The following is an 18,105-nucleotide window of genomic DNA, read 5'->3' on the forward strand; positions in this document are numbered from 1 at the left end:
TAGTTTGCGCAGGCGTCACCGAATCAGCACGGGTGGGGAGAGCACATGGACACCACGCAGCGGACCGATCAGCAGCGGTCGGCGGACCGCCGACGGCGCGAGCTGCTGGAGGCCGCCGACCGGGTGGTGCTGCGCGACGGCCCACAGGCGTCGATGAACGCGATCGCCGCCGAGGCCGGCATCACCAAGCCGATCCTCTACCGCCACTTCGGGGACAAGGGCGGACTGTACGCCGCGCTGGCCAAGCGGCACACCGACGCCCTGCTCGATTCGCTGCGGGCGGCACTGGACGCCCCGGCGGAGCGGCGGGAACGCGTCGAGTCCACCCTCGACACCTACCTCGCGGCGATCGAGGCGCGGCCCCAGGTGTACCGCTTCCTGATGCACCCGGCGGAGGGCGGCACCGGAGGCGACCAGGGGTTCGACGTCGGCAAGCACAGCGCCCCGCTGCTGCGCCGGATGGGCGAGGAGCTGGCCCAGGTCATCGAGGAGCGGGTGGACGTCGGCCCGGAGAGCCAGCAGCTCGCCCGGGTGTGGGGGCACGGGATCGTCGGCATGATGCACGCCGCCGGTGACTGGTGGCTCGGCGAACGCCCCTGCTCCCGCGCCGAACTGGTGCGGTCCCTCGCGGATCTGCTGTGGGGCCGGCTCGCCGCCGCGGGAGACAGGATGGGCGGCCCGGGGTTCTGAGGGCCGCACGCCACTGCCCGACCGCCCTCCGAGCGAAACGGCACCCCTTCAGGGAGAACCGGCGCTCCCCCGGGCGGCACCCGCGCCCCTTCAGGCGGGACCGGCGCCCCGGTGCCACGGAGCGCGGCGGATCCGCCCGGCCAGTCTGCGCTTGCGCCAGCCCGTGAGGTGGTCCGCGTACACACGGCCCTCCAGGTGGTCGCACTCGTGCTGCAGACACCGGGCGAAGAAGCCCGTGCCGTGCACGGTGACCGGCTCCCCCGTCACCGTGAAGCCCTCGACGACGGCGTGGTCGTGGCGCTCGGTCCCCGCCTCCAGGCCCGGCAGGGACAGACAGCCCTCCGGACCCCGGACCACCACACCGTCCGCCTCCACCAGCCGCGGGTTCACCACGTGCCCGAGGTGACGCACGTCCTCGTCGTCGGGACAGTCATAGACGAACACCCGCAAACCGACCCCGATCTGGTTCGCGGCCAGGCCCACCCCCTGCGCCGCGTACATCGTGGCGAACAGGTCCTCCACGAGGTCCGCCAGGTCGGATCCGAAGTCGGTGACGTCCCGGCAGGGCTCGCGCAGTGCCGCGTCGCCGAGCAGGGTGAGAGGCCGGACGCGCCCGCGGGCGCCCGGAATGGAACCGTGTCGCATGGCGGCAAGGGTACGGTTCGTTCAGCCCATGCCCGCCGCTCAAGACATGGGCCGGGATTCGGGTGTGCGAATGGATCTCGATAGGCTGAGGTTTCACATCACGCTGCCGGATGGCCCAGGGCGCGGCGCGTACGCAAGGAGGATCGAGAACTGATGGCAGGCAACTCGGACCCGCTCTCGCCGCGGGCCAAGCTGGCCGTGACCGCGGGCAAGGCGGTCGCTGCGGCATCGCGCGCAGCGGGACGCGGCAGCGGGTCGGTGATCGGTGGCCGGGTCGCACTGAAACTCGACCCCGATCTGCTCGGGCGGCTCGCCCAGAACCTGGACGTCATCCTGGTGTCCGCCACCAACGGCAAGACCACGACCACGCGGCTCATCGCGGAGGCGCTGCGCGCCGCGGGCCCGGTCGTGTCGAACGCGCTCGGCGCCAACATGCCGGCCGGCATCACGTCCGCGCTCGCGGGCGGCTCGGAGTCGAAGTTCGCCGTCATCGAGGTCGACGAGAAGTACCTGGCCGGAGTGGCCCGGGACACCGACCCCAAGTGCATCGCCCTGCTGAACCTCTCCCGGGACCAGCTCGACCGCGCCGCCGAGACCCGGATGCTCGCCGAGAACTGGCGTGAGGGACTGGCCGGCTCCAAGGCCGTCGTCGTCGCCAACTGCGACGACCCGCTGGTCGTGTGGGCCGCGTCGTCCTCCGCGAATGTGATCTGGGTCGCGGCCGGACAGATGTGGAAGGACGACGCCTGGTCCTGCCCGTCGTGCGGCGGCGTCATGCAGCGCCCCGGCGACGACTGGTTCTGCGGCGAGTGCGGCTTCCGCCGGCCCACGCCGACCTGGGCGCTCTCCGGCGACCACGTGCTCGACCCGCACGGGTCCGCCTGGCCGATCCACCTGCAGCTGCCGGGCCGCGCCAACAAGGCGAACGCGGCCAGCTCCGCGGCCGTCGCCGCCGTCTTCGGCGTGCCTCCGCAGGTCGCCCTGGAGCGGATGTACCAGGTGCAGGCGGTGGCCGGCCGGTACGACGTCGTGCAGTTCCAGAACCGCGACCTGCGGCTGCTGCTGGCCAAGAACCCGGCCGGCTGGCTGGAGACGTTCTCCCTGATCGACCCGCCGCCCGCCCCGGTGATCCTGTCCGTGAACGCGCGCGGAGCCGACGGCACCGACACGTCCTGGCTTTGGGACGTCGACTACACCCGGCTGACCGGCCACCCGATCTTCGTCATCGGTGACCGGAAGCTGGACCTCGCCGTCCGCCTGGAGGTCGCGAACCAGCACTTCCAGGTCTGCGAGAACCTCGACCAGGCCGTGCAGATGTGCCCGCCGGGCCGGATCGAGGTCATCGCGAACTACACCGCGTTCCAGGACCTGCGCCGCCGCGTCGGCAACTGATCTTCGAAGGGCGATCACCTCATGAGCGACAACCAACTGCGGCTGGTGTGGATCTACCCGGACCTGCTGAGCACCTACGGCGACCAGGGCAACGCCCTCGTCGTGGAGCGCCGCGCCCGCCAGCGCGGCCTGGACGTGGCCCGGCTGGACGTGCGCAGCGACCAGCCGATCCCGACCTCCGGCGACATCTACCTGATCGGCGGCGGCGAGGACCGTCCGCAGCGGCTCGCGGCCGAGCGGCTGCGCCGTGACGGGCATCTGCAGCAGGCCGTGCAGAACGGCGCGATCGTCTTCTCCGTCTGCGCCGGCTACCAGATCCTCGGCCACGAGTTCATCAACGACCTCGGTCAGCGCGAGCCGGGCCTCGGCCTGCTCGACGTGGTCTCGGTGCGCGGCGAGGGCGAGCGGTGCGTCGGCGACGTGCTGGGCGACATCGACCCGCAGCTGGGCCTGCCCCAGCTGACCGGCTTCGAGAACCACCAGGGCGTCACCCACCTCGGCCCCACCGCCCGCCCCTTCGCCCGTGTGAAGATCGGCAAGGGCAACGGCACCGGGGACGGCACGGAGGGCGCGTACAACGGGACCGTCTTCGGCACCTACATGCACGGGCCCGTCCTCGCCCGCAACCCGCTGATCGCCGACCTGCTGCTGAAGCTGGCACTCGACGTCAACGCGCTGCCGCCGACCGACGACCGCTGGTACGAGGCGCTGCGCAACGAGCGCATCGCCGCGGCGCAGCAGCCGGCGTAACCGTTCTTCCGACGAGATGCCGGCGTGGTCCGGCGGATTCCCGGGGGCCCGCCTGACGGCCCGTCCGCTCACATGTGCGGGCGCGTCCAGCAGGCGGACGCCCGCTACGGAGCCACCCCCTCACGCCGGTAGGGTGGCCGGGAATCCGCCGGACAACGTGGTCCGGTCTACCCGGCCCACGTTGAGAAGGTATTTCGGGCTATGCGCATTGGTGTCCTCACGTCCGGCGGCGACTGCCCCGGCCTGAACGCCGTCATCCGGTCCGTCGTGCACCGTGCCGTCGCCGACCACGGCGACGAGGTCATCGGGTTCCGGGACGGCTGGAAAGGCCTCCTGGAAGGCGACTGTCTGAAGCTCGACCTCGACGCCGTGGGCGGCATCCTGGCCCGCGGCGGCACGATCCTCGGTTCCTCCCGGGTCCAGCCGTCCCATCTGCGCGACGGTGTGGAGCGGGCCAAAGGCCACGTGGCGGAACTCGGGCTCGACGCCATCATCCCCATCGGCGGTGAGGGCACGCTGAAGGCGGCCCGGCTGATGTCGGACAGCGGTCTGCCCGTCGTCGGTGTGCCGAAGACCATCGACAACGACATCGCCGTCACGGACGTCACCTTCGGCTTCGACACGGCCGTGGGCGTGGCGACCGAGGCCCTGGACCGGCTCAAGACCACCGCCGAGTCGCACCAGCGGGTGCTGGTCGTCGAGGTCATGGGCCGTCACACCGGCTGGATCGCCCTGCACTCGGGCATGGCCGCCGGTGCGCACGCGATCGTCGTGCCCGAGCGGCCCTTCGACATCGACGAGCTGACCGCGGTGGTCGGCGAGCGGTTCGAGGCGGGCAAGCGGTTCGCGATCGTCGTCGCCGCGGAAGGGGCCAAGCCGCGCCCCGGCTCCATGGAGTTCGACGAGGGCGGCAAGGACATCTACGGTCACGAGCGCTTCGCGGGCATCGCCCGGCAGCTGTCGGTCGAGCTGGAGCAGCGGCTCGGCAAGGAGGCCCGGCCGGTGATCCTCGGCCATGTGCAGCGGGGCGGCACGCCGACGGCGTACGACCGGGTGCTGGCGACCCGCTTCGGCTGGCACGCGGTGGAGGCCGTGCACCGGGGCGAGTTCGGCATGATGACGGCCCTGCGCGGGACGGACATCGTGATGGTATCGCTGGCGAAGGCCGTGGAAACGCTGAAGACGGTGCCGCAGGAGCGGTACGACGAGGCGGAGTGCGTGCTGTAGGAGGTTCGCCGCCGGAGGTGCCTGTCTCGTCGCCGGGTGCGGGCGACTTGTGGCTGGTCGCGCAGTTGCCCGCGCCCCTTGCGGGGCGCGCCGCGGCCGACCCCCGTCGAAGGGGTGCCCGCGGGCGGTTCTACTCTTGTGGGCGGACAACTCGCACAACCCCCACGAAACAGGAGCCGGCGGATGGATCACAGCGGGCACGGCATGACCATGGATCTGCCGCCGTTCACGCTGGCGCGAGGGCTTGAGTGGTCGGCGGACCCGTTCTTCCTCGTCGGCTGCCTGGCCGGCCTGGCCCTGTACGGCTGGGGCGTGGTGCGGCTGCGGCGCCGCGGGGACAGCTGGCCGGTGAGCCGCACGGTCCTGTACGTCGTCGGGGTGCTCACCATCGCGCTGGTGATGTGCACCCGGCTGAACGACTACGGCATGGTCATGTTCAGCGTGCACATGGTGCAGCACATGGTGATCAGCATGCTGTCGCCGATCCTGATCCTGCTCGGTGCCCCGGTCACGCTGGCGCTGCGCGCGCTGCCGACCGCCGGCAAGGGCCGCACGGGCCCCCGCGAGCTGCTGCTGATGCTGCTGCACAGCCGGTACATGCGGATCATCACCCATCCGGCCTTCACCATCCCGCTGTTCATCGCGAGCCTGTACGCCCTGTACTTCAGCCCCCTGTTCGACTTCCTGATGGGCTCCAGGGCCGGCCATCTCGCGATGATGGTGCACTTCCTCGCGGTCGGCGTCGTGTTCTTCTGGCCGATCATCGGTGTCGACCCGGGCCCGCACCGGCCGGGTCACCTGATGCGGATGCTGGAGCTGTTCGCGGGCATGCCGTTCCACGCGTTCTTCGGCATCGCGCTGATGATGGCGTCGACGCCGATGGTGGAGACCTTCGAGCACCCGCCCGCCTCGCTCGGCATCGACGCGCTGGCCGACCAGAACGCGGCGGGCGGTATCGCCTGGGCGTTCAGCGAGATCCCGTCGGTGCTGGTGCTGATCGCGCTGCTGTTCCAGTGGTACGGCTCCGAGCAGCGGCAGGCCAGGCGCAAGGACCGGGCCGCCGACCGGGACGGCGACAAGGAGCTGGAGGCCTACAACGCCTACCTGGCCTCGCTGAACACGCGCGAGGGCTGAGCCGCCACGACCCCCCGCGGGCCGGAGCCGTAAGGGCTCCGGCCCGCAGCCGTATCCCCTCCGGGCGGGAATCAGGGCACCATGGTCATGGACGGACCACGAGGAGGGTGTCGCGATGCCCGGTTCCACGAACGGTTCCACCAAGGCGATGGGGGCGCTCACGGTCGGCGGGCTGGTCGTGGTGACCGCCTACACGGTCGCGCTCGGCAGCAACGGCTGGCTGTGGTTCGGGTGGGTGGTGCTGGGGCTGCTCACCCTCGCGCTGGCCCTCACCCAGACGTGAGCCGCGGCGCGCGGGCGGGGCTGGCTACAGTGCCCGCATGAACAGCAGGACGCCCTCGTTCGACGAGCTGGACCGCCGGATCGTCACCGCGCTCATGGCGAACGCCCGGACCAGCTTCGCCGAGATCGGCGCGGCCGTCGGGCTGTCGGCCACGGCGGTCAAGCGGCGCGTGGACCGGCTGCGGGAGACCGGGGTGATCACCGGGTTCACGGCGACGGTGAAGCCCTCGGCGCTCGGCTGGCGCACGGAGGCGTACGTCGAGGTGTACTGCGAGGGCGCGGCCCCGCCCCGGCGGCTGGCGGAGGTGGTCCGCAACCATCCGGAGATCGCGGCGGCCATGACGGTGACCGGCGGCGCCGACGCGCTGCTGCATGTGCGGGCCCGGGACGTGGAGCACTTCGAGGAGGTGCTGGAGCGGATCCGCGCCGAGCCGTTCATCCGGAAGACGATCAGCGTGATGGTGCTGTCCCATCTGCTCCCGGAAAGCCCGGAAGCGGGCGCCACCCACGCGGCCCCCGAATGACCCGAGGTACGCGCAGGAGTCGTGCGTGCCACGCGGCAACAACGCAGCGATGCTGCGCATCTACGCAGCTCTTCTCGCTTGTCGCCCGTCTTCCTCCCTTCCTACCGTGGTGTCACCCCTCAGTGACACACTGGAAACCGGAGGAAACCCTCTGTGTCCGAACGTCGTGTGGCGCGTTCCCGGCGTTTTCTCGTCTGTGAGCCCAGACACTTCGCCGTCCAGTACGCGATCAACCCCTGGATGCATCCCGACCGGCCGGTCGACGTGGACCTGGCCCAGGACCAGTGGCAGGCGCTGATCCGCGCCTACCGGGCCCACGGCCACACGGTCGACACGATCGAGCCGGTCCCCGGCCTGCCGGACATGGTGTTCGCCGCCAACGCGGCGTGCGTCGTCGGCGGCCGGGTGTTCGGCTCCCTGTTCCACGCTCCCGAGCGGCGCCCGGAGTCGGACCAGTACGACACCTGGTTCAAGAAGGCGGGCTACGACGTCTACCGCCCGGAGTCGGTGACCGAGGGCGAGGGCGACCTGGTGTGGACGGGCCGGTACGTGCTCGCGGGCACCGGGTTCCGCACCACCCGTGAGGCGCACCGGGAGGCGCAGGAGTTCCTCGGCCACCCGGTGATCGGCCTGACGCTGGTGGACCCGTACTTCTACCACCTGGACACGGCGCTGTTCGTCCTCGACGACGACAACGTCTGCTACTTCCCGGAGGCGTTCTCGCCGGGGAGCCGGGAGGTCCTGCGGCGCCTGTATCCGGACGCGGTGCTCGCCACCCGCGAGGACGCGCTGGCGTTCGGCCTGAACTCCCTCTCCGACGGCCGGCACGTCTTCATCGCGCCCGAGGCCGAGGCGCTGGCCGGGCGTCTCGCCGGCCACGGCTATGTCCCCGTCCCCGTCAGCCTGTCCGAGTTCCACAAGGCCGGCGGTGGCATCAAGTGCTGCACCCAGGAGATCCGCTGATGACCGCACCCGCGCGCACCCGCACGTCCGACGACCTGATCCGCGCGGAGGAGCCGGTTCTCGCGCACAACTACCACCCGCTGCCCGTGGTCGTGGCGCGGGCCGAGGGCACCTGGGTGGAGGACGTCGAGGGCAACCGCTACCTCGACATGCTGGCCGGCTACTCGGCCCTCAACTTCGGGCACCGGCACCCGGCGCTGATCGAGGCCGCCCACCGCCAGCTCGACCAGCTGACGCTCACCTCCCGCGCGTTCCACAACGACCGGCTCGCGGAGTTCGCCGAGCGGCTCACGGAACTGACCGGCCTGGACATGGTCCTGCCGATGAACACCGGCGCGGAGGCGGTGGAGAGCGGCATCAAGGTGGCCCGCAAGTGGGCGTACGACGTGAAGGGCGTCCCGGCGGACCGGGCGACCATCGTGGTCGCGGCGGACAACTTCCACGGCCGGACGACGACCATCGTCAGCTTCTCCACCGACGAGACGGCACGGTCCGGCTTCGGTCCCTTCACACCGGGCTTCCGGATCGTGCCGTACAACGACCTGGCCGCGCTGGAGGCGGCCGTCGACGAGACGACGGCGGCCGTGCTGATCGAGCCGATCCAGGGTGAGGCGGGCGTGCTCATCCCGGACGACGGCTATCTCGCCGGGGTGCGGGAGCTGACCCGCCGGACGAACTGCCTGTTCATCGCGGACGAGATCCAGTCGGGTCTGGGCCGCACGGGCCGCACCCTCGCCGTCGAGCACGAGGACGTCGTCCCGGACGTGCTGCTGCTCGGCAAGGCACTGGGCGGCGGCATCGTGCCGGTGTCGGCGGTGGTGGCCCGGCGCGAGGTGCTGGGTGTGCTGCGTTCGGGCGAGCACGGCTCCACGTTCGGCGGCAATCCGCTCGCCGCCGCGGTCGGCACGGCCGTGGTCGAGCTGCTGGAGACCGGTGAGTTCCAGCGGCGGGCGGCCGAGCTCGGGGTGATCCTGCGGGACGGGCTGAGCGAGCTGGTCGGCCGGGGCGTGACCGGTTTCCGCGCCCGTGGGCTGTGGGCCGGTGTGGACGTGGACCCGGCCCTCGGCACCGGCCGGGCGATCAGTGAGCGCCTCATGCGCGAGGGGATCCTGGTCAAGGACACCCACGGCTCGACGATCCGGCTGGCGCCGCCGCTGACCATCACGGCGGAGGAGCTGCGGTCGGCGCTGGCGGCCCTGGAGAAGGTGCTGGCCTGAGGAACGGGCGGGCGGGGGCCGGTGGTGGTACCCGGCCCCCGCCCGCCGTGCCGTCAGCTCGTGCCGAGGAGCTGCTTCATCTCCTTGATCTCGGCGTTCTGCGCGGTGACGATGCCGCCCGCCACGGCCTTGGCGGCGCTGTCGCGGCCCTTGTCCTGCTCGGTGGCGGCCATCTCGACGGCGCCCTGGTGGTGCCGGACCATCAGCGACAGGAACCGGGTGTCGAAGTCCTTGCCGGTGGCCTTCTTCAGGGCGGTCATGTCGGCATCGCTCATCATCCCGGACATGCCGGGCATGCCGGAGTGGCCCGAGTGGTCCATGCCGGCCATGGGCACCTCCTCGCCCCACGCCTTCAGCCAGCCGGTCATGGTGCGGATCTCCGGGTCCTGTGCCTTCTCGATGCGGGCGGCGAGGTCCTTCACCCGCGCGGAGGAGGCCCGGCCGTCGGCGAGTCCGGCCATCTCCAGGGCCTGCCGGTGGTGCGGGATCATGCCCTGGGCGAACGCGACGTCCTGGGCGTTGTGCGCGCCGGCCGACGCGCCCGCGGAGGCGGCGGAGCCGGGTGCGGCGGAGGAGCCGTGGCCGGTGTGGCCGCCGCCGTCACCGCCGCAGGCGGCAAGGACGAGGGCGCTGGTCACGGCGAGCGCGGTGAGGCCGGCGCGGCGCGTCAGGGTACGGGTGGTCATGCTGGGAACTCCTGCTGTTCCGTAGGGATTTCGGGCATGCCTGGGGACGGCCGCGGCGGGTGCCGGGCCGTCGGGTGCCTCTAGATCCGCAGGAGCTGGAGTTCCGCGAGGGAAGGTGGCGCGCGGGCGCCGTCCGGTGCCGGGGCCGCGCACGGGCGCGGGGCGGTGGACGGCACGGCGGCACTCGCCGGTGCGGGGCCGGGCGCGGGCAGCTGGGGTCCGCCGTACACGGCGCCGGACGCGCAGCTGGGATCGGCGTGGTGCAGCAGGCCGCCGCCGCAGTGACCGTCCCCGCCCGGGCAGTCGTCCATGGCACCGAGCGCGACCGTGCGGTGCCCGCCGCGGGCGTGCTCCGCGTGGGCCGCCCCGCCGCCGGGCCCGAGGGCGTGCATGCCCAGCAGCCCGATCAGTACGGCCAGCACGGACAGCGCGCGGTACCGCCGCAGCGGTGGCCGAAGGCGCTGTTCCGGGCTGTGCATGCGCTCATCGTACGGGGGCGGGTGCGGGACGGACGTCCCGAGGGCCGCGACGCGCCCAGCCGGGTCATGGCGACAGGCGCGCGGTACTGGCCCCGCCGAACCGGGCAGCAGATGATGACAGGGGCACGCGGGCCGGCAGTCCGGCCCGCGGGCCGGGGAGCCGCCGGTCCGCAGCCGGCCTGACGTCAGTGAGGGCGAGCCGTGTTCTACCACCTGCTCAAGTACGTGCTGCTGGGTCCCCTGCTCAGACTGGTCTTCCGTCCCCGGATCGAAGGCCTGGAGCACGTGCCCGCGGCGGGTCCGGCGATCGTCGCGGGCAACCATCTGTCCTTCTCCGACCACTTCCTGATGCCGGCGATCCTGAAGCGCCGCATCACCTTCCTCGCCAAGGCGGAGTACTTCACCGGCCCCGGGCTGAAGGGCCGGCTCACCGCGTTCTTCTTCCGCAGCGCCGGGCAGATCCCGGTGGACCGCTCGGGCAAGGAGGCGGGGCAGGCCGCGATCCGGGAGGGCCTCGGGGTGCTGCGCAAGGGAGAGTTGCTCGGCATCTACCCGGAGGGCACGCGCTCGCACGACGGCCGGTTGTACAAGGGCAAGGTCGGGGTGGCCGTGATGGCGCTGACGGCGGGGGTCCCGGTGGTGCCCTGCGCGATGATCGGCACGTTCGAGGCACAGCCGCCCGGCAAGGTCGTGCCCAGGCTGCACCCGGTGACCATCCGCTTCGGTGAGCCCCTCGACTTCTCCCGCTATGCCGGCATGGAGCGCGAGAAGGCCGTGCTGCGGGCGGTCACCGACGAGATCGTCTACGCCATCCTGACGCTGTCCGGTCAGGAGTACGTCGACGAGTACGCGGCCGTCGTCAAGGAACGGCAGGCCGCGGAGCCGGGCGCGCGGGAGCGCAGGTTCCCGCGCGCTCCGCTCGGCTGACTCTGCCGTCGGCAGAAGACGGCGCCACCGGCGGCCCGCGTGCCTAGGCTCGCCGCATGAAGAGGGCTGTGGTGATCGGGGCGAGCGGGCAGATCGGCCGCCCGGTGGTGCAGGCGCTGGCACGGGACGGCTGGGCGGTGACGGCCGCCTCGCGCGGTGGCGGCCGGGACGCGGCGTGGGACGGGGGTGTGCGCACGGTCCGGCTGGACCGGTCCGACGACGCGGCCCTGTCCCGCGTGGTGGGCGACGGCTGCGATCTGCTGGTGGACATGGTCGCCTACGACGCGGGGCACGGACGCCAGTTGACGGGTCTGGCGGACCGGGTCGGCTCGGCGGTCGTGATCTCCAGTGTGTCCGTGTACGAGGACGGCGCGGGACGGGGCTTCGACACCCAGGGCGAGCCGGACGGATTCCCGGTCTACCCGGTACCGGTTTCCGAGACCCAGCCGACGGTGGCACCGGGCGGGGCGACCTACAGCAGCCGCAAGGCCGCGCTGGAGCATGAACTCCTGGACTCCGGCTCCGGGTTGCCGGTCACGGTGCTGCGGGCGGGCGCGGTGCACGGCCCGCACAGCCCGCTGCCGCGCGAACTGTACTTCGTCCAGCGGAATCTGGACGGGCGGGAGCGGCGGGTGCTGGCGTACCGGGGGGAGAGCCGGTTCCATCCGTCGAGCGCCCGGAACATCGCCGAGCTGGTGCGGCTGGCGGCGGCCCGGCCGGGGTCCCGGGTGCTCAACGCCTGCGACGGGCAGGCGCCGACGGCCGCCGGGATCGGTGCGGCGGTCGACTCCGTGATGGGGGCGCGGACCCGGACCGCGTACCTCGACGGGCCGCCGGCCGGTTCCGTGGGCCGCACTCCGTGGTCGGTCCCGCTGCCGGTGGTGTTCGACATGTCGGCCGCGGAGCGGGAGCTGGGCTACCGGCCGGTGGAGTCGTACGCCGAGGGTCTGCCCGCGACGGTGGAGTGGCTCACCGGGGAACTGCGCGGGCGTGACTGGCGGACCCGCTTCCCGCTGCTCGCCCAGGCGTACCCGGACCTGTGCGACTACGCGGCGGAGGACGCCTGGCACACGGCATAGCGAAGGGGCGGCCGGGAGATCCGGCCGCCCCTCGTCACCGGGTCGGTACGGTCACGGCTTGGGCGTGGCGTGCGGGGTGCAGGTCACGTCCTTGCGGTCCAGCGTGCCGTCGAGCAGATAGGCGTCGACGCGCTGGTTGATGCACGGGTTGACCAGGCCGGTCACACCGTGCGAGCCCGCGTTCTTCTCGGTGATCAGACGGGAGCCGTGGAAGCGGTGGTGCAGTTCGACGGCGCCTTCGTACGGGGTGGCGGCGTCACGGGTGGACTGCACGATCAGCACCGGCGGCAGACCCTTGTGGGTCTTCACGTCCAGCGGAGTGTGCTGCTTGGCGGGCCAGGTGGCGCACGGCAGGTTCATCCAGGCGTTCGCCCAGGTCATGAACGGGTAGTCCTTGTTGAGCCGGGTGTTGTCCCGGTCCCACTTCTGCCAGCTGGTGGGCCACTTGGCGTCGGCGCACTCGACGGCCGTGTAGACGGCGTTGGAGTTCTCCGAGGCGATGTTGCCCGCGGTGTCGGACAGGTCCGGCGCCGCCGCGTCGACCAGCGCCTGGGTGTCGCCGGCGACGTACTTGCCGAACACCGTCGCGACCGGCACCCACGAGGAGTCGTAGTACGGGGCGCTCTGGAAGAAGGCGATCAGCTCCGCCGGGCCGACGACACCGCCGATGGGGTGCTGCTTCGCCGTGGCGCGCAGCTGGAGCCACTTGGCCTGGACGGCGGCACGCGTGGTGCCGAGGTGGAAGGCGGCGTCGTTGGCGGCGACCCAGTCCTCCCAGTCCTTCCAGCGGCCCTCGAACGCGATGTCCTGGTTCAGGTTGGCCTCGTACCAGATGTTGTCGCGCGCGGGGTTGACCACGCTGTCGACGACCATGCGGCGCAGGTGGCCCGGGAAGAGGGTGCCGTAGACGGCGCCCAGGTAGGTGCCGTAGGAGACGCCGAGGTAGTTGAGCTTCTTCTCGCCGAGCGCGGCCCGGATGACGTCCAGGTCGCGGGCGGTGTTCGGCGTGGTCATGTGGGGCAGCATCGCGCCGCTGCGCTCGCCGCAGCCGTCCGCGTACTCGTGGGCCAGCTTGCGCTGCGCCCGCTTGTCCGCCTCACTGTCCGGCACCGGGTCCGCCTTCGGCGCCTTGACGAACTCCTGCGGGTCGATGCAGGAGATCGGCGCCGAGTGGCCGACGCCGCGCGGGTCGAAGCCGACGAAGTCGTAGGCCTTGGCCACGTTGGCCCAGACGGGGTTCTTGCTGGTGACCCGGGCCGGGAAGCGCATGCCCGAGCCGCCGGGGCCGCCCGGGTTGTAGACGAGCGCGCCCTGGCGCTCCTTCTTGGTGCCGGTGTTGCCTATCCGGTCCACGGCGAGCTTGATCTGCTTGCCGTACGGGTGGGCGTAGTCGACCGGCACGCTGACCCAGCCGCACTGGATGGGCTTCGCCAGCCCCCAGTCGGCCGGGCAGTCCTGCCAGTGGATGCCGGCCTTGGCGGCCCGGGCGGCGGCTATCGCGGCGCCCTTGGCCTCCCGGTCCGGACCGGGCCGGGACACGGCGCCGGCCGTGGGTGCCGACACCGCCCCGGCGATCAGGGTCGCGGTGACGAGTGCTCCGGCCGAGCCGAGCGCCAACAGGCGGCTCTTCGGTCTGTTCTCCCTCAAGTGGGCCCCTCCCCGAACCTTGCTGCGAGTGTCAGACGGGGATCCTCGCGGCTGTGAGCCCGCTGAGAACAGGGGTTGCCGCTCAAATTTACCAATCCGATAACCGGATGATCATGTGTTGCTGAGTATCGCTGAGCGGAGCGTCGGTACTCCGCCGCCCGTGACCTCCTCCAGTGTCTCAGCCCAGCCCGGTCAGCGCCTCGTCCAGGAGCCGCCGCAGCCGCAGCGCGTCCGGGGCGACCGCGCTGACGAGGGCGGCCGGGCCGGCCAGCGGTACCACTGCCGCGCACGCGCCCAGGGCCCGTGCCTCGACCGGACGCTCAGCGAACTCGGGTCGCACGACGACGAGTTGTCCCACCGCGCGATGTCCCGCAAGCACGGCCGGCCCGTCCCAGCCGCCGGGTGCGCCGAGTCCGCAGGCCAGCTCCTGGTCCAGCACGGTGCGGCCCCCGGCCCGTACGGTCAGCCGGCTGGTGAGCCGCCCCGGCCGCTCCCCCACACGCCCCAGCACCTGCTCCTCGCGCAGGACGAGCCGGGCGCCGGCACCGGCCTCGACGCGGGTCGTCACATACAGCTCGCTGCCCTCGGCAGAGATCAACTGCTCGGGCATCCAGTGCAGTTCCCCGCCGTCGGCCACGTCGAGCCGTACGTCGTACCGGGCTTCTCCCTCGGCCTGGCCGGGCAGGGCGAGGGTGGCGGCGGCCGACCCGACGTGCAGCCGGGCCCCCTCCTCCACCCGGACGCCCAGCGTGAAGCGGTCGCCGCCGAGCGGGCCGCTCATCGCGCCGACGAGCATGACCTTCGCCTCGGATCCGCTCGACCGGGTGCGGCGCGGCGCCAGCGGGCCCTCGCCCTCCAGGACGGGCAGGGCCGTGCCGCCGCGCCCGTCGGCGCGGGCGACGATCCGGGCGTGCGCCCGGATCCCGGTGGCGGTCACGCCGTCCACGCGGCGAGCCGTCCGCGCACCCACGCGGCCACGTCGGCGACCCCGTCCCCGCCGCGCAGCGACTGGAACACGACCGGGAGTCCGGCCCGCTGCTCCCGGGCGTCGGCGGACATCCGGGCGAGGTCGGAGCCGACGTACGGGGCGAGGTCGGTCTTGTTGACGACGAGCAGGTCGGCGGTGGTGACGCCGGGGCCGCCCTTGCGCGGGATGTCGTCGCCGCCGGCCACGTCGATCACGAAGATCTGGGCGTCCACGAGACCCTTGGAGAAGGTGGCGGTGAGGTTGTCGCCGCCGGACTCGACGAGGATCAGGTCCAGCGGGCCGACGGTGTCCTCCAGGTCCTCGACGGCTTCGAGGTTGGCGGAGATGTCGTCGCGGATCGCGGTGTGCGGGCAGGCGCCCGTCTCGACGGCACTGATCCGCTCGGGCGGCAGCACCGCCTCCCGGAGCAGGAACTCGGCGTCCTCGCGGGTGTAGATGTCGTTGGTGACGACCGCGAGGGACAACTCCGCGCGCAGCGCCCGGCAGAGGGCGGCGACGGTGGCGGTCTTGCCGGACCCGACCGGTCCGCCGAGCCCGACGCGCAGGGCGCGGCGGGTTCCGTCGGGGCGGCGGGCGTCGGCGCTGACGGCGGCGGGGCCGTCGTGGGTGTGGCCGAGGTGCATGTACGGCTCCTTCGTGTGAGGGGCTGGGGGGCACAGCCGTCCGGTACCGGAGGACGAGGCCGTGCGGGCCGATACGGGCCCCGAGGGAGAGCCCCCGGGGTCGGGGGGCGAAGGGGGTGCGTGGGGCGGAATTCCCGGGGCTAGGAGGCGAACAGGCGGACCGGCCAGGCCGCGTGCCACTCGGCACCGACCTCCAGCAGGGGCCCGGACGCCGCCGGGAGCGCGTCGGCCCCCTCGGCGCGCACCCTGCGTGCCGCCGCCACGGCACGGTCCGCCACGCGGTCCAGCTCGGGCGCCAGCCGGGCCAGCGCTCCCGTCGCGTCGAACGGGTCGAGGCTCAGCAGCCGCACCGTGGCCGTCGCCGGCCCGCTCACGCTCTCGTACGCCGCGCAGTGGGCCGCGTCCTCGGGCCCGAGCCCGGCCGCCCGGGCGGCGAGGCCGAGCACCACCGGCTGATGGGCACCCTTGGGGAACTCCCGTGCCAGGGCGTCGAGTTCGGACGACGGCCAGGTCGACCGGGCGGCCCGCAGCAGCTGCCGCCCCAGGCGGCGGGCGGCGGTGCGCAGGGCCGGGGACGGGGTCCGGGCGTCGGCCGCCGCGTCCAGCTCGCCCGGGTCGGCGCCGAGCGCGGCCGCCGCCGCGAGCGCCCCCGCGACCAGCCCGGCGGTGTGCAACCGGCCCCGGCAGAACTCCTCCAGGGTCGCGGCGTCGGTGATGCGGCCCGCCTTGACGGCGGCCTCCGCCCCGCCGGAGTGCGCGTGCCCTCCCGCGGGGAAGCGGCCGTCGGCCAGGACGAGCAGTGCCGCTCGTGACATGACCCCGCCCTCAGAAGAGGAAGTAACGCTGGGCCATGGGCAGTTCGACGGCCGGGGCGGCCTCGACCAGATCACCGTCGATGTGCACGGCGAAGCTGTCGGGGTCGATCCGGACGTCCGGCCGGGCGTCGTTCTCGCGCATGTCGGCCTTGGTGACCGCACGCGTGGACTCGATCGCCACGAACCGTTTGCCGAGCCCCAGCCGCTCCGGCAGCCCGTCCTCGATCGCCGGGCCGGCCACGAAGTTGACCGAGTTGGCGGCCGGGGCCCGGCCGATCGCGCCGAACATCGGGCGGGGCAGGATCGGCTGCGGGGTGGGGATGGAAGCGTTGGCGTCACCCATCTGCGCGTAGGCGATCTGGCCCCCCTTGATCACGAGGAGCGGCTTGACCCCGAAGAACGCGGGCTCCCAGAGCACCAGGTCGGCGAGCTTGCCGGTCTCGACGGAGCCGATCTCGGCGGCGAGGCCCTGGGCGAGCGCCGGGTTGATCGTGTACTTGGCGACATAGCGCCGTACCCGGTGGTTGTCGGCGCGGCCGTCGCCGGGCAGCGCGCCCCGCCGGCGCTTCATGACGTGGGCGGTCTGCCAGGTGCGCAGGACCACCTCGCCGACGCGGCCCATGGCCTGGGAGTCGGAGGAGATGATCGAGATCGCGCCGAGGTCGTGCAGGACGTCCTCCGCGCCGATGGTGGACGGCCGGATCCGGGACTCGGCGAACGCCAGGTCCTCGGGGACCGCCGGGTTGAGGTGGTGGCACACCATCAGCATGTCGAGGTGCTCCTCGGCCGTGTTGACGGTGAAGGGCCGGGTCGGGTTGGTGGAGCTGGGCAGGACGTTGGCCTGCGAGACCACGGTCATGATGTCGGGCGCGTGGCCGCCGCCGGCACCCTCGGTGTGGTACGAGTGGATGCCCCGGCCCGCGATCGCGGCGAGGGTGTCGCCGACGAAGCCCGCCTCGTTCAGGGTGTCGGTGTGGATGGCGACCTGGACGCCGGTCCGGTCGGCGACGGTGAGCGCGGCGTCGATCACGGCGGGCGTGGAGCCCCAGTCCTCGTGCAGTTTCAGGCCGACGGCGCCGCCGCGGATCTGGGAGAGCATCGCCTCGTGGCTGACGGTGTTGCCCTTGCCGAGGAAGCCGACGTTGACCGGGTAGGACTCCATCGCCTCCAGCATCCGGGCGAGGTGCCAGGGACCGGGGGTGACGGTGGTCGCCTTGGAGCCCTCGGCGGGGCCGGTGCCGCCGCCGACCAGGGTGGTGATGCCGGAGGCCAGCGCCTCGTCGGCGACCTGGGGGCAGATGAAGTGGACGTGGGCGTCGATGGCGCCGGCGGTCAGGATGCGCCCGTTGCCCGCGATGATCTCCGTCTCGGGGCCGATGACCAGGGCGGGGTGAACGCCGTCCATGGTGTCGGGGTTGCCGGCCTTGCCGAGGGCGGTGATCCGGCCGTCCCGGATGCCGACGTCGGCCTTGACGACGCCCCAGTGGTCGACGACGACGGCACCGGTGATCACGGTGTCGGGCGTGCCGTCGGCCCGGGTGGCGCGGGACTGGCCCATGGACTCGCGGATGACCTTGCCGCCGCCGAAGACCGCCTCGTCCCCGGACGCGCCGGGGCCGCCGGAGCGGTCCTCCTCGATCTCGATCAGCAGATCGGTGTCGGCCAGCCGGATGCGGTCGCCGGTGGTCGGGCCGAACAGGTCGGCGTAGGCGCCGCGGGAGATCTCAGGCATCGAGGGCACCTCCGGTCTCGCCGCGCAGACCGGGCACGATCCGGGCACCGGCCAGCGGCACGAGTTCGACCTCCGCGGGGATGCCGGGCTCGAAGCGGACGGCGGTGCCGGCGGCGACGTTCAGCCGCCTGCCACGGGCGGCGGCACGGTCGAACCGCAGGCCGGGGTTGGCCTCGGCGAAGTGGTAGTGGGAGCCGACCTGCACGGGGCGGTCGGCGGCGTTGAGAACGATCAGACGGGTGACGTCACGACCGGTGTTGAAGTTGACGGGGTCGTCCGCGAACAGGATCTCTCCGGGAATCATG

20 protein-coding genes are annotated in these 18,105 nt (G+C 72.6%); 11 read left to right on the plus strand and 9 right to left on the minus strand.

Translation table 11 applies throughout. The features are described 5' to 3' along the window. Positions 1-45 precede the first annotated feature (45 nt). Positions 46-690, plus strand: coding sequence for a TetR/AcrR family transcriptional regulator (locus tag FHS34_RS07735; RefSeq protein WP_184962485.1), 645 nt, complete (start codon positions 46-48; stop codon positions 688-690). Between the two features lie 90 nt (positions 691-780). Here FHS34_RS07735 and def read toward each other — a convergent pair whose 3' ends face one another. After that, a complete protein-coding gene (gene def, locus FHS34_RS07740; RefSeq protein WP_184962487.1) occupies positions 781-1,335 on the minus strand; it encodes a peptide deformylase in 555 nt (184 codons plus the stop codon). A gap of 153 nt (positions 1,336-1,488) precedes the next feature. On the opposite strand from def, the gene FHS34_RS07745 reads away from it, so the two are divergent. The 8 genes from FHS34_RS07745 to rocD all read left to right on the plus strand — a co-directional run bounded on the left by FHS34_RS07745 (position 1,489) and on the right by rocD (position 8,824). After that, positions 1,489-2,727, plus strand: coding sequence for a MurT ligase domain-containing protein (locus FHS34_RS07745; RefSeq protein ID WP_184962489.1), 1,239 nt, complete (start codon positions 1,489-1,491; stop codon positions 2,725-2,727). A 21-nt stretch (positions 2,728-2,748) separates the two neighbouring features. After that, complete coding sequence (locus FHS34_RS07750) at positions 2,749-3,477, plus strand: type 1 glutamine amidotransferase (protein WP_184962490.1); 729 nt, start codon at positions 2,749-2,751, stop codon at positions 3,475-3,477. A gap of 201 nt (positions 3,478-3,678) precedes the next feature. Beyond that, a complete protein-coding gene (locus FHS34_RS07755; RefSeq protein WP_184962492.1) occupies positions 3,679-4,704 on the plus strand; it encodes a 6-phosphofructokinase in 1,026 nt (341 codons plus the stop codon). Positions 4,705-4,887: 183 nt separating this feature from the next. After that, a complete protein-coding gene (locus FHS34_RS07760; protein ID WP_184962494.1) occupies positions 4,888-5,838 on the plus strand; it encodes a cytochrome c oxidase assembly protein in 951 nt (316 codons plus the stop codon). Between the two features lie 115 nt (positions 5,839-5,953). Continuing rightward, entirely contained in the window at positions 5,954-6,121 is a 168-nt protein-coding gene (locus FHS34_RS07765) for a hypothetical protein (protein WP_184962496.1), read from the plus strand. Between the two features lie 37 nt (positions 6,122-6,158). Next, the gene (locus FHS34_RS07770; protein WP_184962497.1) at positions 6,159-6,644 is read left to right on the plus strand and encodes an Lrp/AsnC family transcriptional regulator; all 486 of its coding nucleotides are present in this window, start codon (positions 6,159-6,161) and stop codon (positions 6,642-6,644) included. Between the two features lie 153 nt (positions 6,645-6,797). Beyond that, on the plus strand, positions 6,798-7,607 hold the full coding sequence (ddaH, locus tag FHS34_RS07775; protein ID WP_184962499.1) for a dimethylargininase: 810 nt from the start codon (positions 6,798-6,800) through the stop codon (positions 7,605-7,607). Then, positions 7,607-8,824: an ornithine--oxo-acid transaminase gene (rocD, locus tag FHS34_RS07780; protein WP_184962501.1), complete on the plus strand. Its 1,218-nt coding sequence runs from the start codon at positions 7,607-7,609 to the stop codon at positions 8,822-8,824. The genes ddaH and rocD overlap by 1 nt, the downstream gene beginning before the upstream one ends. A gap of 53 nt (positions 8,825-8,877) precedes the next feature. On the opposite strand, the gene FHS34_RS07785 is transcribed toward rocD, so the two are convergent. Both FHS34_RS07785 and FHS34_RS07790 read right to left on the minus strand, forming a co-directional pair. Further along, positions 8,878-9,510 carry a DUF305 domain-containing protein gene (locus FHS34_RS07785; RefSeq protein WP_184962503.1) on the minus strand — a complete coding sequence of 211 codons (633 nt, stop codon included), beginning with the start codon at positions 9,508-9,510 and terminating at the stop codon, positions 8,878-8,880. Positions 9,511-9,590: 80 nt separating this feature from the next. Next, a complete protein-coding gene (locus FHS34_RS07790) occupies positions 9,591-9,989 on the minus strand; it encodes a DUF6153 family protein (RefSeq protein WP_184962505.1) in 399 nt (132 codons plus the stop codon). Positions 9,990-10,190: 201 nt separating this feature from the next. On the opposite strand from FHS34_RS07790, the gene FHS34_RS07795 reads away from it, so the two are divergent. Further along, the gene (locus FHS34_RS07795; protein WP_184962507.1) at positions 10,191-10,916 is read left to right on the plus strand and encodes a lysophospholipid acyltransferase family protein; all 726 of its coding nucleotides are present in this window, start codon (positions 10,191-10,193) and stop codon (positions 10,914-10,916) included. Positions 10,917-10,972: 56 nt separating this feature from the next. Then, positions 10,973-11,995 (plus strand): NAD-dependent epimerase/dehydratase family protein, encoded by a 1,023-nt coding sequence (locus FHS34_RS07800; RefSeq protein ID WP_221508615.1) that lies wholly within the window; start codon positions 10,973-10,975, stop codon positions 11,993-11,995. Between the two features lie 51 nt (positions 11,996-12,046). Here FHS34_RS07800 and FHS34_RS07805 read toward each other — a convergent pair whose 3' ends face one another. From FHS34_RS07805 to FHS34_RS07830, 6 genes are all read right to left on the minus strand, one after another. Further along, positions 12,047-13,642, minus strand: coding sequence for an alpha/beta hydrolase (locus FHS34_RS07805; protein ID WP_184962509.1), 1,596 nt, complete (start codon positions 13,640-13,642; stop codon positions 12,047-12,049). Between the two features lie 178 nt (positions 13,643-13,820). Further along, positions 13,821-14,588 (minus strand): urease accessory protein UreD, encoded by a 768-nt coding sequence (locus tag FHS34_RS07810; RefSeq protein WP_184962510.1) that lies wholly within the window; start codon positions 14,586-14,588, stop codon positions 13,821-13,823. Further along, positions 14,576-15,253, minus strand: coding sequence for an urease accessory protein UreG (gene ureG, locus FHS34_RS07815; protein ID WP_184962512.1), 678 nt, complete (start codon positions 15,251-15,253; stop codon positions 14,576-14,578). The genes FHS34_RS07810 and ureG overlap by 13 nt, the downstream gene beginning before the upstream one ends. A gap of 140 nt (positions 15,254-15,393) precedes the next feature. After that, a complete protein-coding gene (locus FHS34_RS07820; protein ID WP_184962515.1) occupies positions 15,394-16,068 on the minus strand; it encodes an urease accessory protein UreF in 675 nt (224 codons plus the stop codon). A gap of 10 nt (positions 16,069-16,078) precedes the next feature. Then, positions 16,079-17,800 (minus strand): urease subunit alpha, encoded by a 1,722-nt coding sequence (locus tag FHS34_RS07825; RefSeq protein ID WP_184962516.1) that lies wholly within the window; start codon positions 17,798-17,800, stop codon positions 16,079-16,081. Then, positions 17,793-18,104, minus strand: coding sequence for an urease subunit beta (locus FHS34_RS07830; protein WP_184962518.1), 312 nt, complete (start codon positions 18,102-18,104; stop codon positions 17,793-17,795). Before FHS34_RS07830 ends, FHS34_RS07825 begins: the two co-directional genes overlap by 8 nt. Position 18,105: the final 1 nt, after the last annotated feature.

Source organism: Streptomyces echinatus (assembly GCF_014203595.1).
GTDB lineage: Bacteria > Actinomycetota > Actinomycetes > Streptomycetales > Streptomycetaceae > Streptomyces > Streptomyces echinatus.

What these genes read in the sequence shown, in the direction of transcription:
- rocD (WP_184962501.1), top strand. Translation starts at nt 7,607, where the DNA reads ATGACCGCACCCGCGCGCACCCGCACGTCCGACGACCTGATCCGCGCG.
- FHS34_RS07770 (WP_184962497.1), top strand. Translation starts at nt 6,159, where the DNA reads ATGAACAGCAGGACGCCCTCGTTCGACGAGCTGGACCGCCGGATCGTC.
- FHS34_RS07755 (WP_184962492.1), top strand. Translation starts at nt 3,679, where the DNA reads ATGCGCATTGGTGTCCTCACGTCCGGCGGCGACTGCCCCGGCCTGAAC.
- FHS34_RS07825 (WP_184962516.1), bottom strand. Translation starts at nt 17,800, where the DNA reads ATGCCTGAGATCTCCCGCGGCGCCTACGCCGACCTGTTCGGCCCGACC.
- FHS34_RS07745 (WP_184962489.1), top strand. Translation starts at nt 1,489, where the DNA reads ATGGCAGGCAACTCGGACCCGCTCTCGCCGCGGGCCAAGCTGGCCGTG.
- FHS34_RS07820 (WP_184962515.1), bottom strand. Translation starts at nt 16,068, where the DNA reads ATGTCACGAGCGGCACTGCTCGTCCTGGCCGACGGCCGCTTCCCCGCG.
- FHS34_RS07735 (WP_184962485.1), top strand. Translation starts at nt 46, where the DNA reads ATGGACACCACGCAGCGGACCGATCAGCAGCGGTCGGCGGACCGCCGA.
- FHS34_RS07800 (WP_221508615.1), top strand. Translation starts at nt 10,973, where the DNA reads ATGAAGAGGGCTGTGGTGATCGGGGCGAGCGGGCAGATCGGCCGCCCG.
- FHS34_RS07830 (WP_184962518.1), bottom strand. Translation starts at nt 18,104, where the DNA reads ATGATTCCCGGAGAGATCCTGTTCGCGGACGACCCCGTCAACTTCAAC.
- FHS34_RS07750 (WP_184962490.1), top strand. Translation starts at nt 2,749, where the DNA reads ATGAGCGACAACCAACTGCGGCTGGTGTGGATCTACCCGGACCTGCTG.
- FHS34_RS07790 (WP_184962505.1), bottom strand. Translation starts at nt 9,989, where the DNA reads ATGCACAGCCCGGAACAGCGCCTTCGGCCACCGCTGCGGCGGTACCGC.
- ureG (WP_184962512.1), bottom strand. Translation starts at nt 15,253, where the DNA reads ATGCACCTCGGCCACACCCACGACGGCCCCGCCGCCGTCAGCGCCGAC.
- def (WP_184962487.1), bottom strand. Translation starts at nt 1,335, where the DNA reads ATGCGACACGGTTCCATTCCGGGCGCCCGCGGGCGCGTCCGGCCTCTC.
- FHS34_RS07785 (WP_184962503.1), bottom strand. Translation starts at nt 9,510, where the DNA reads ATGACCACCCGTACCCTGACGCGCCGCGCCGGCCTCACCGCGCTCGCC.
- FHS34_RS07760 (WP_184962494.1), top strand. Translation starts at nt 4,888, where the DNA reads ATGGATCACAGCGGGCACGGCATGACCATGGATCTGCCGCCGTTCACG.
- FHS34_RS07765 (WP_184962496.1), top strand. Translation starts at nt 5,954, where the DNA reads ATGCCCGGTTCCACGAACGGTTCCACCAAGGCGATGGGGGCGCTCACG.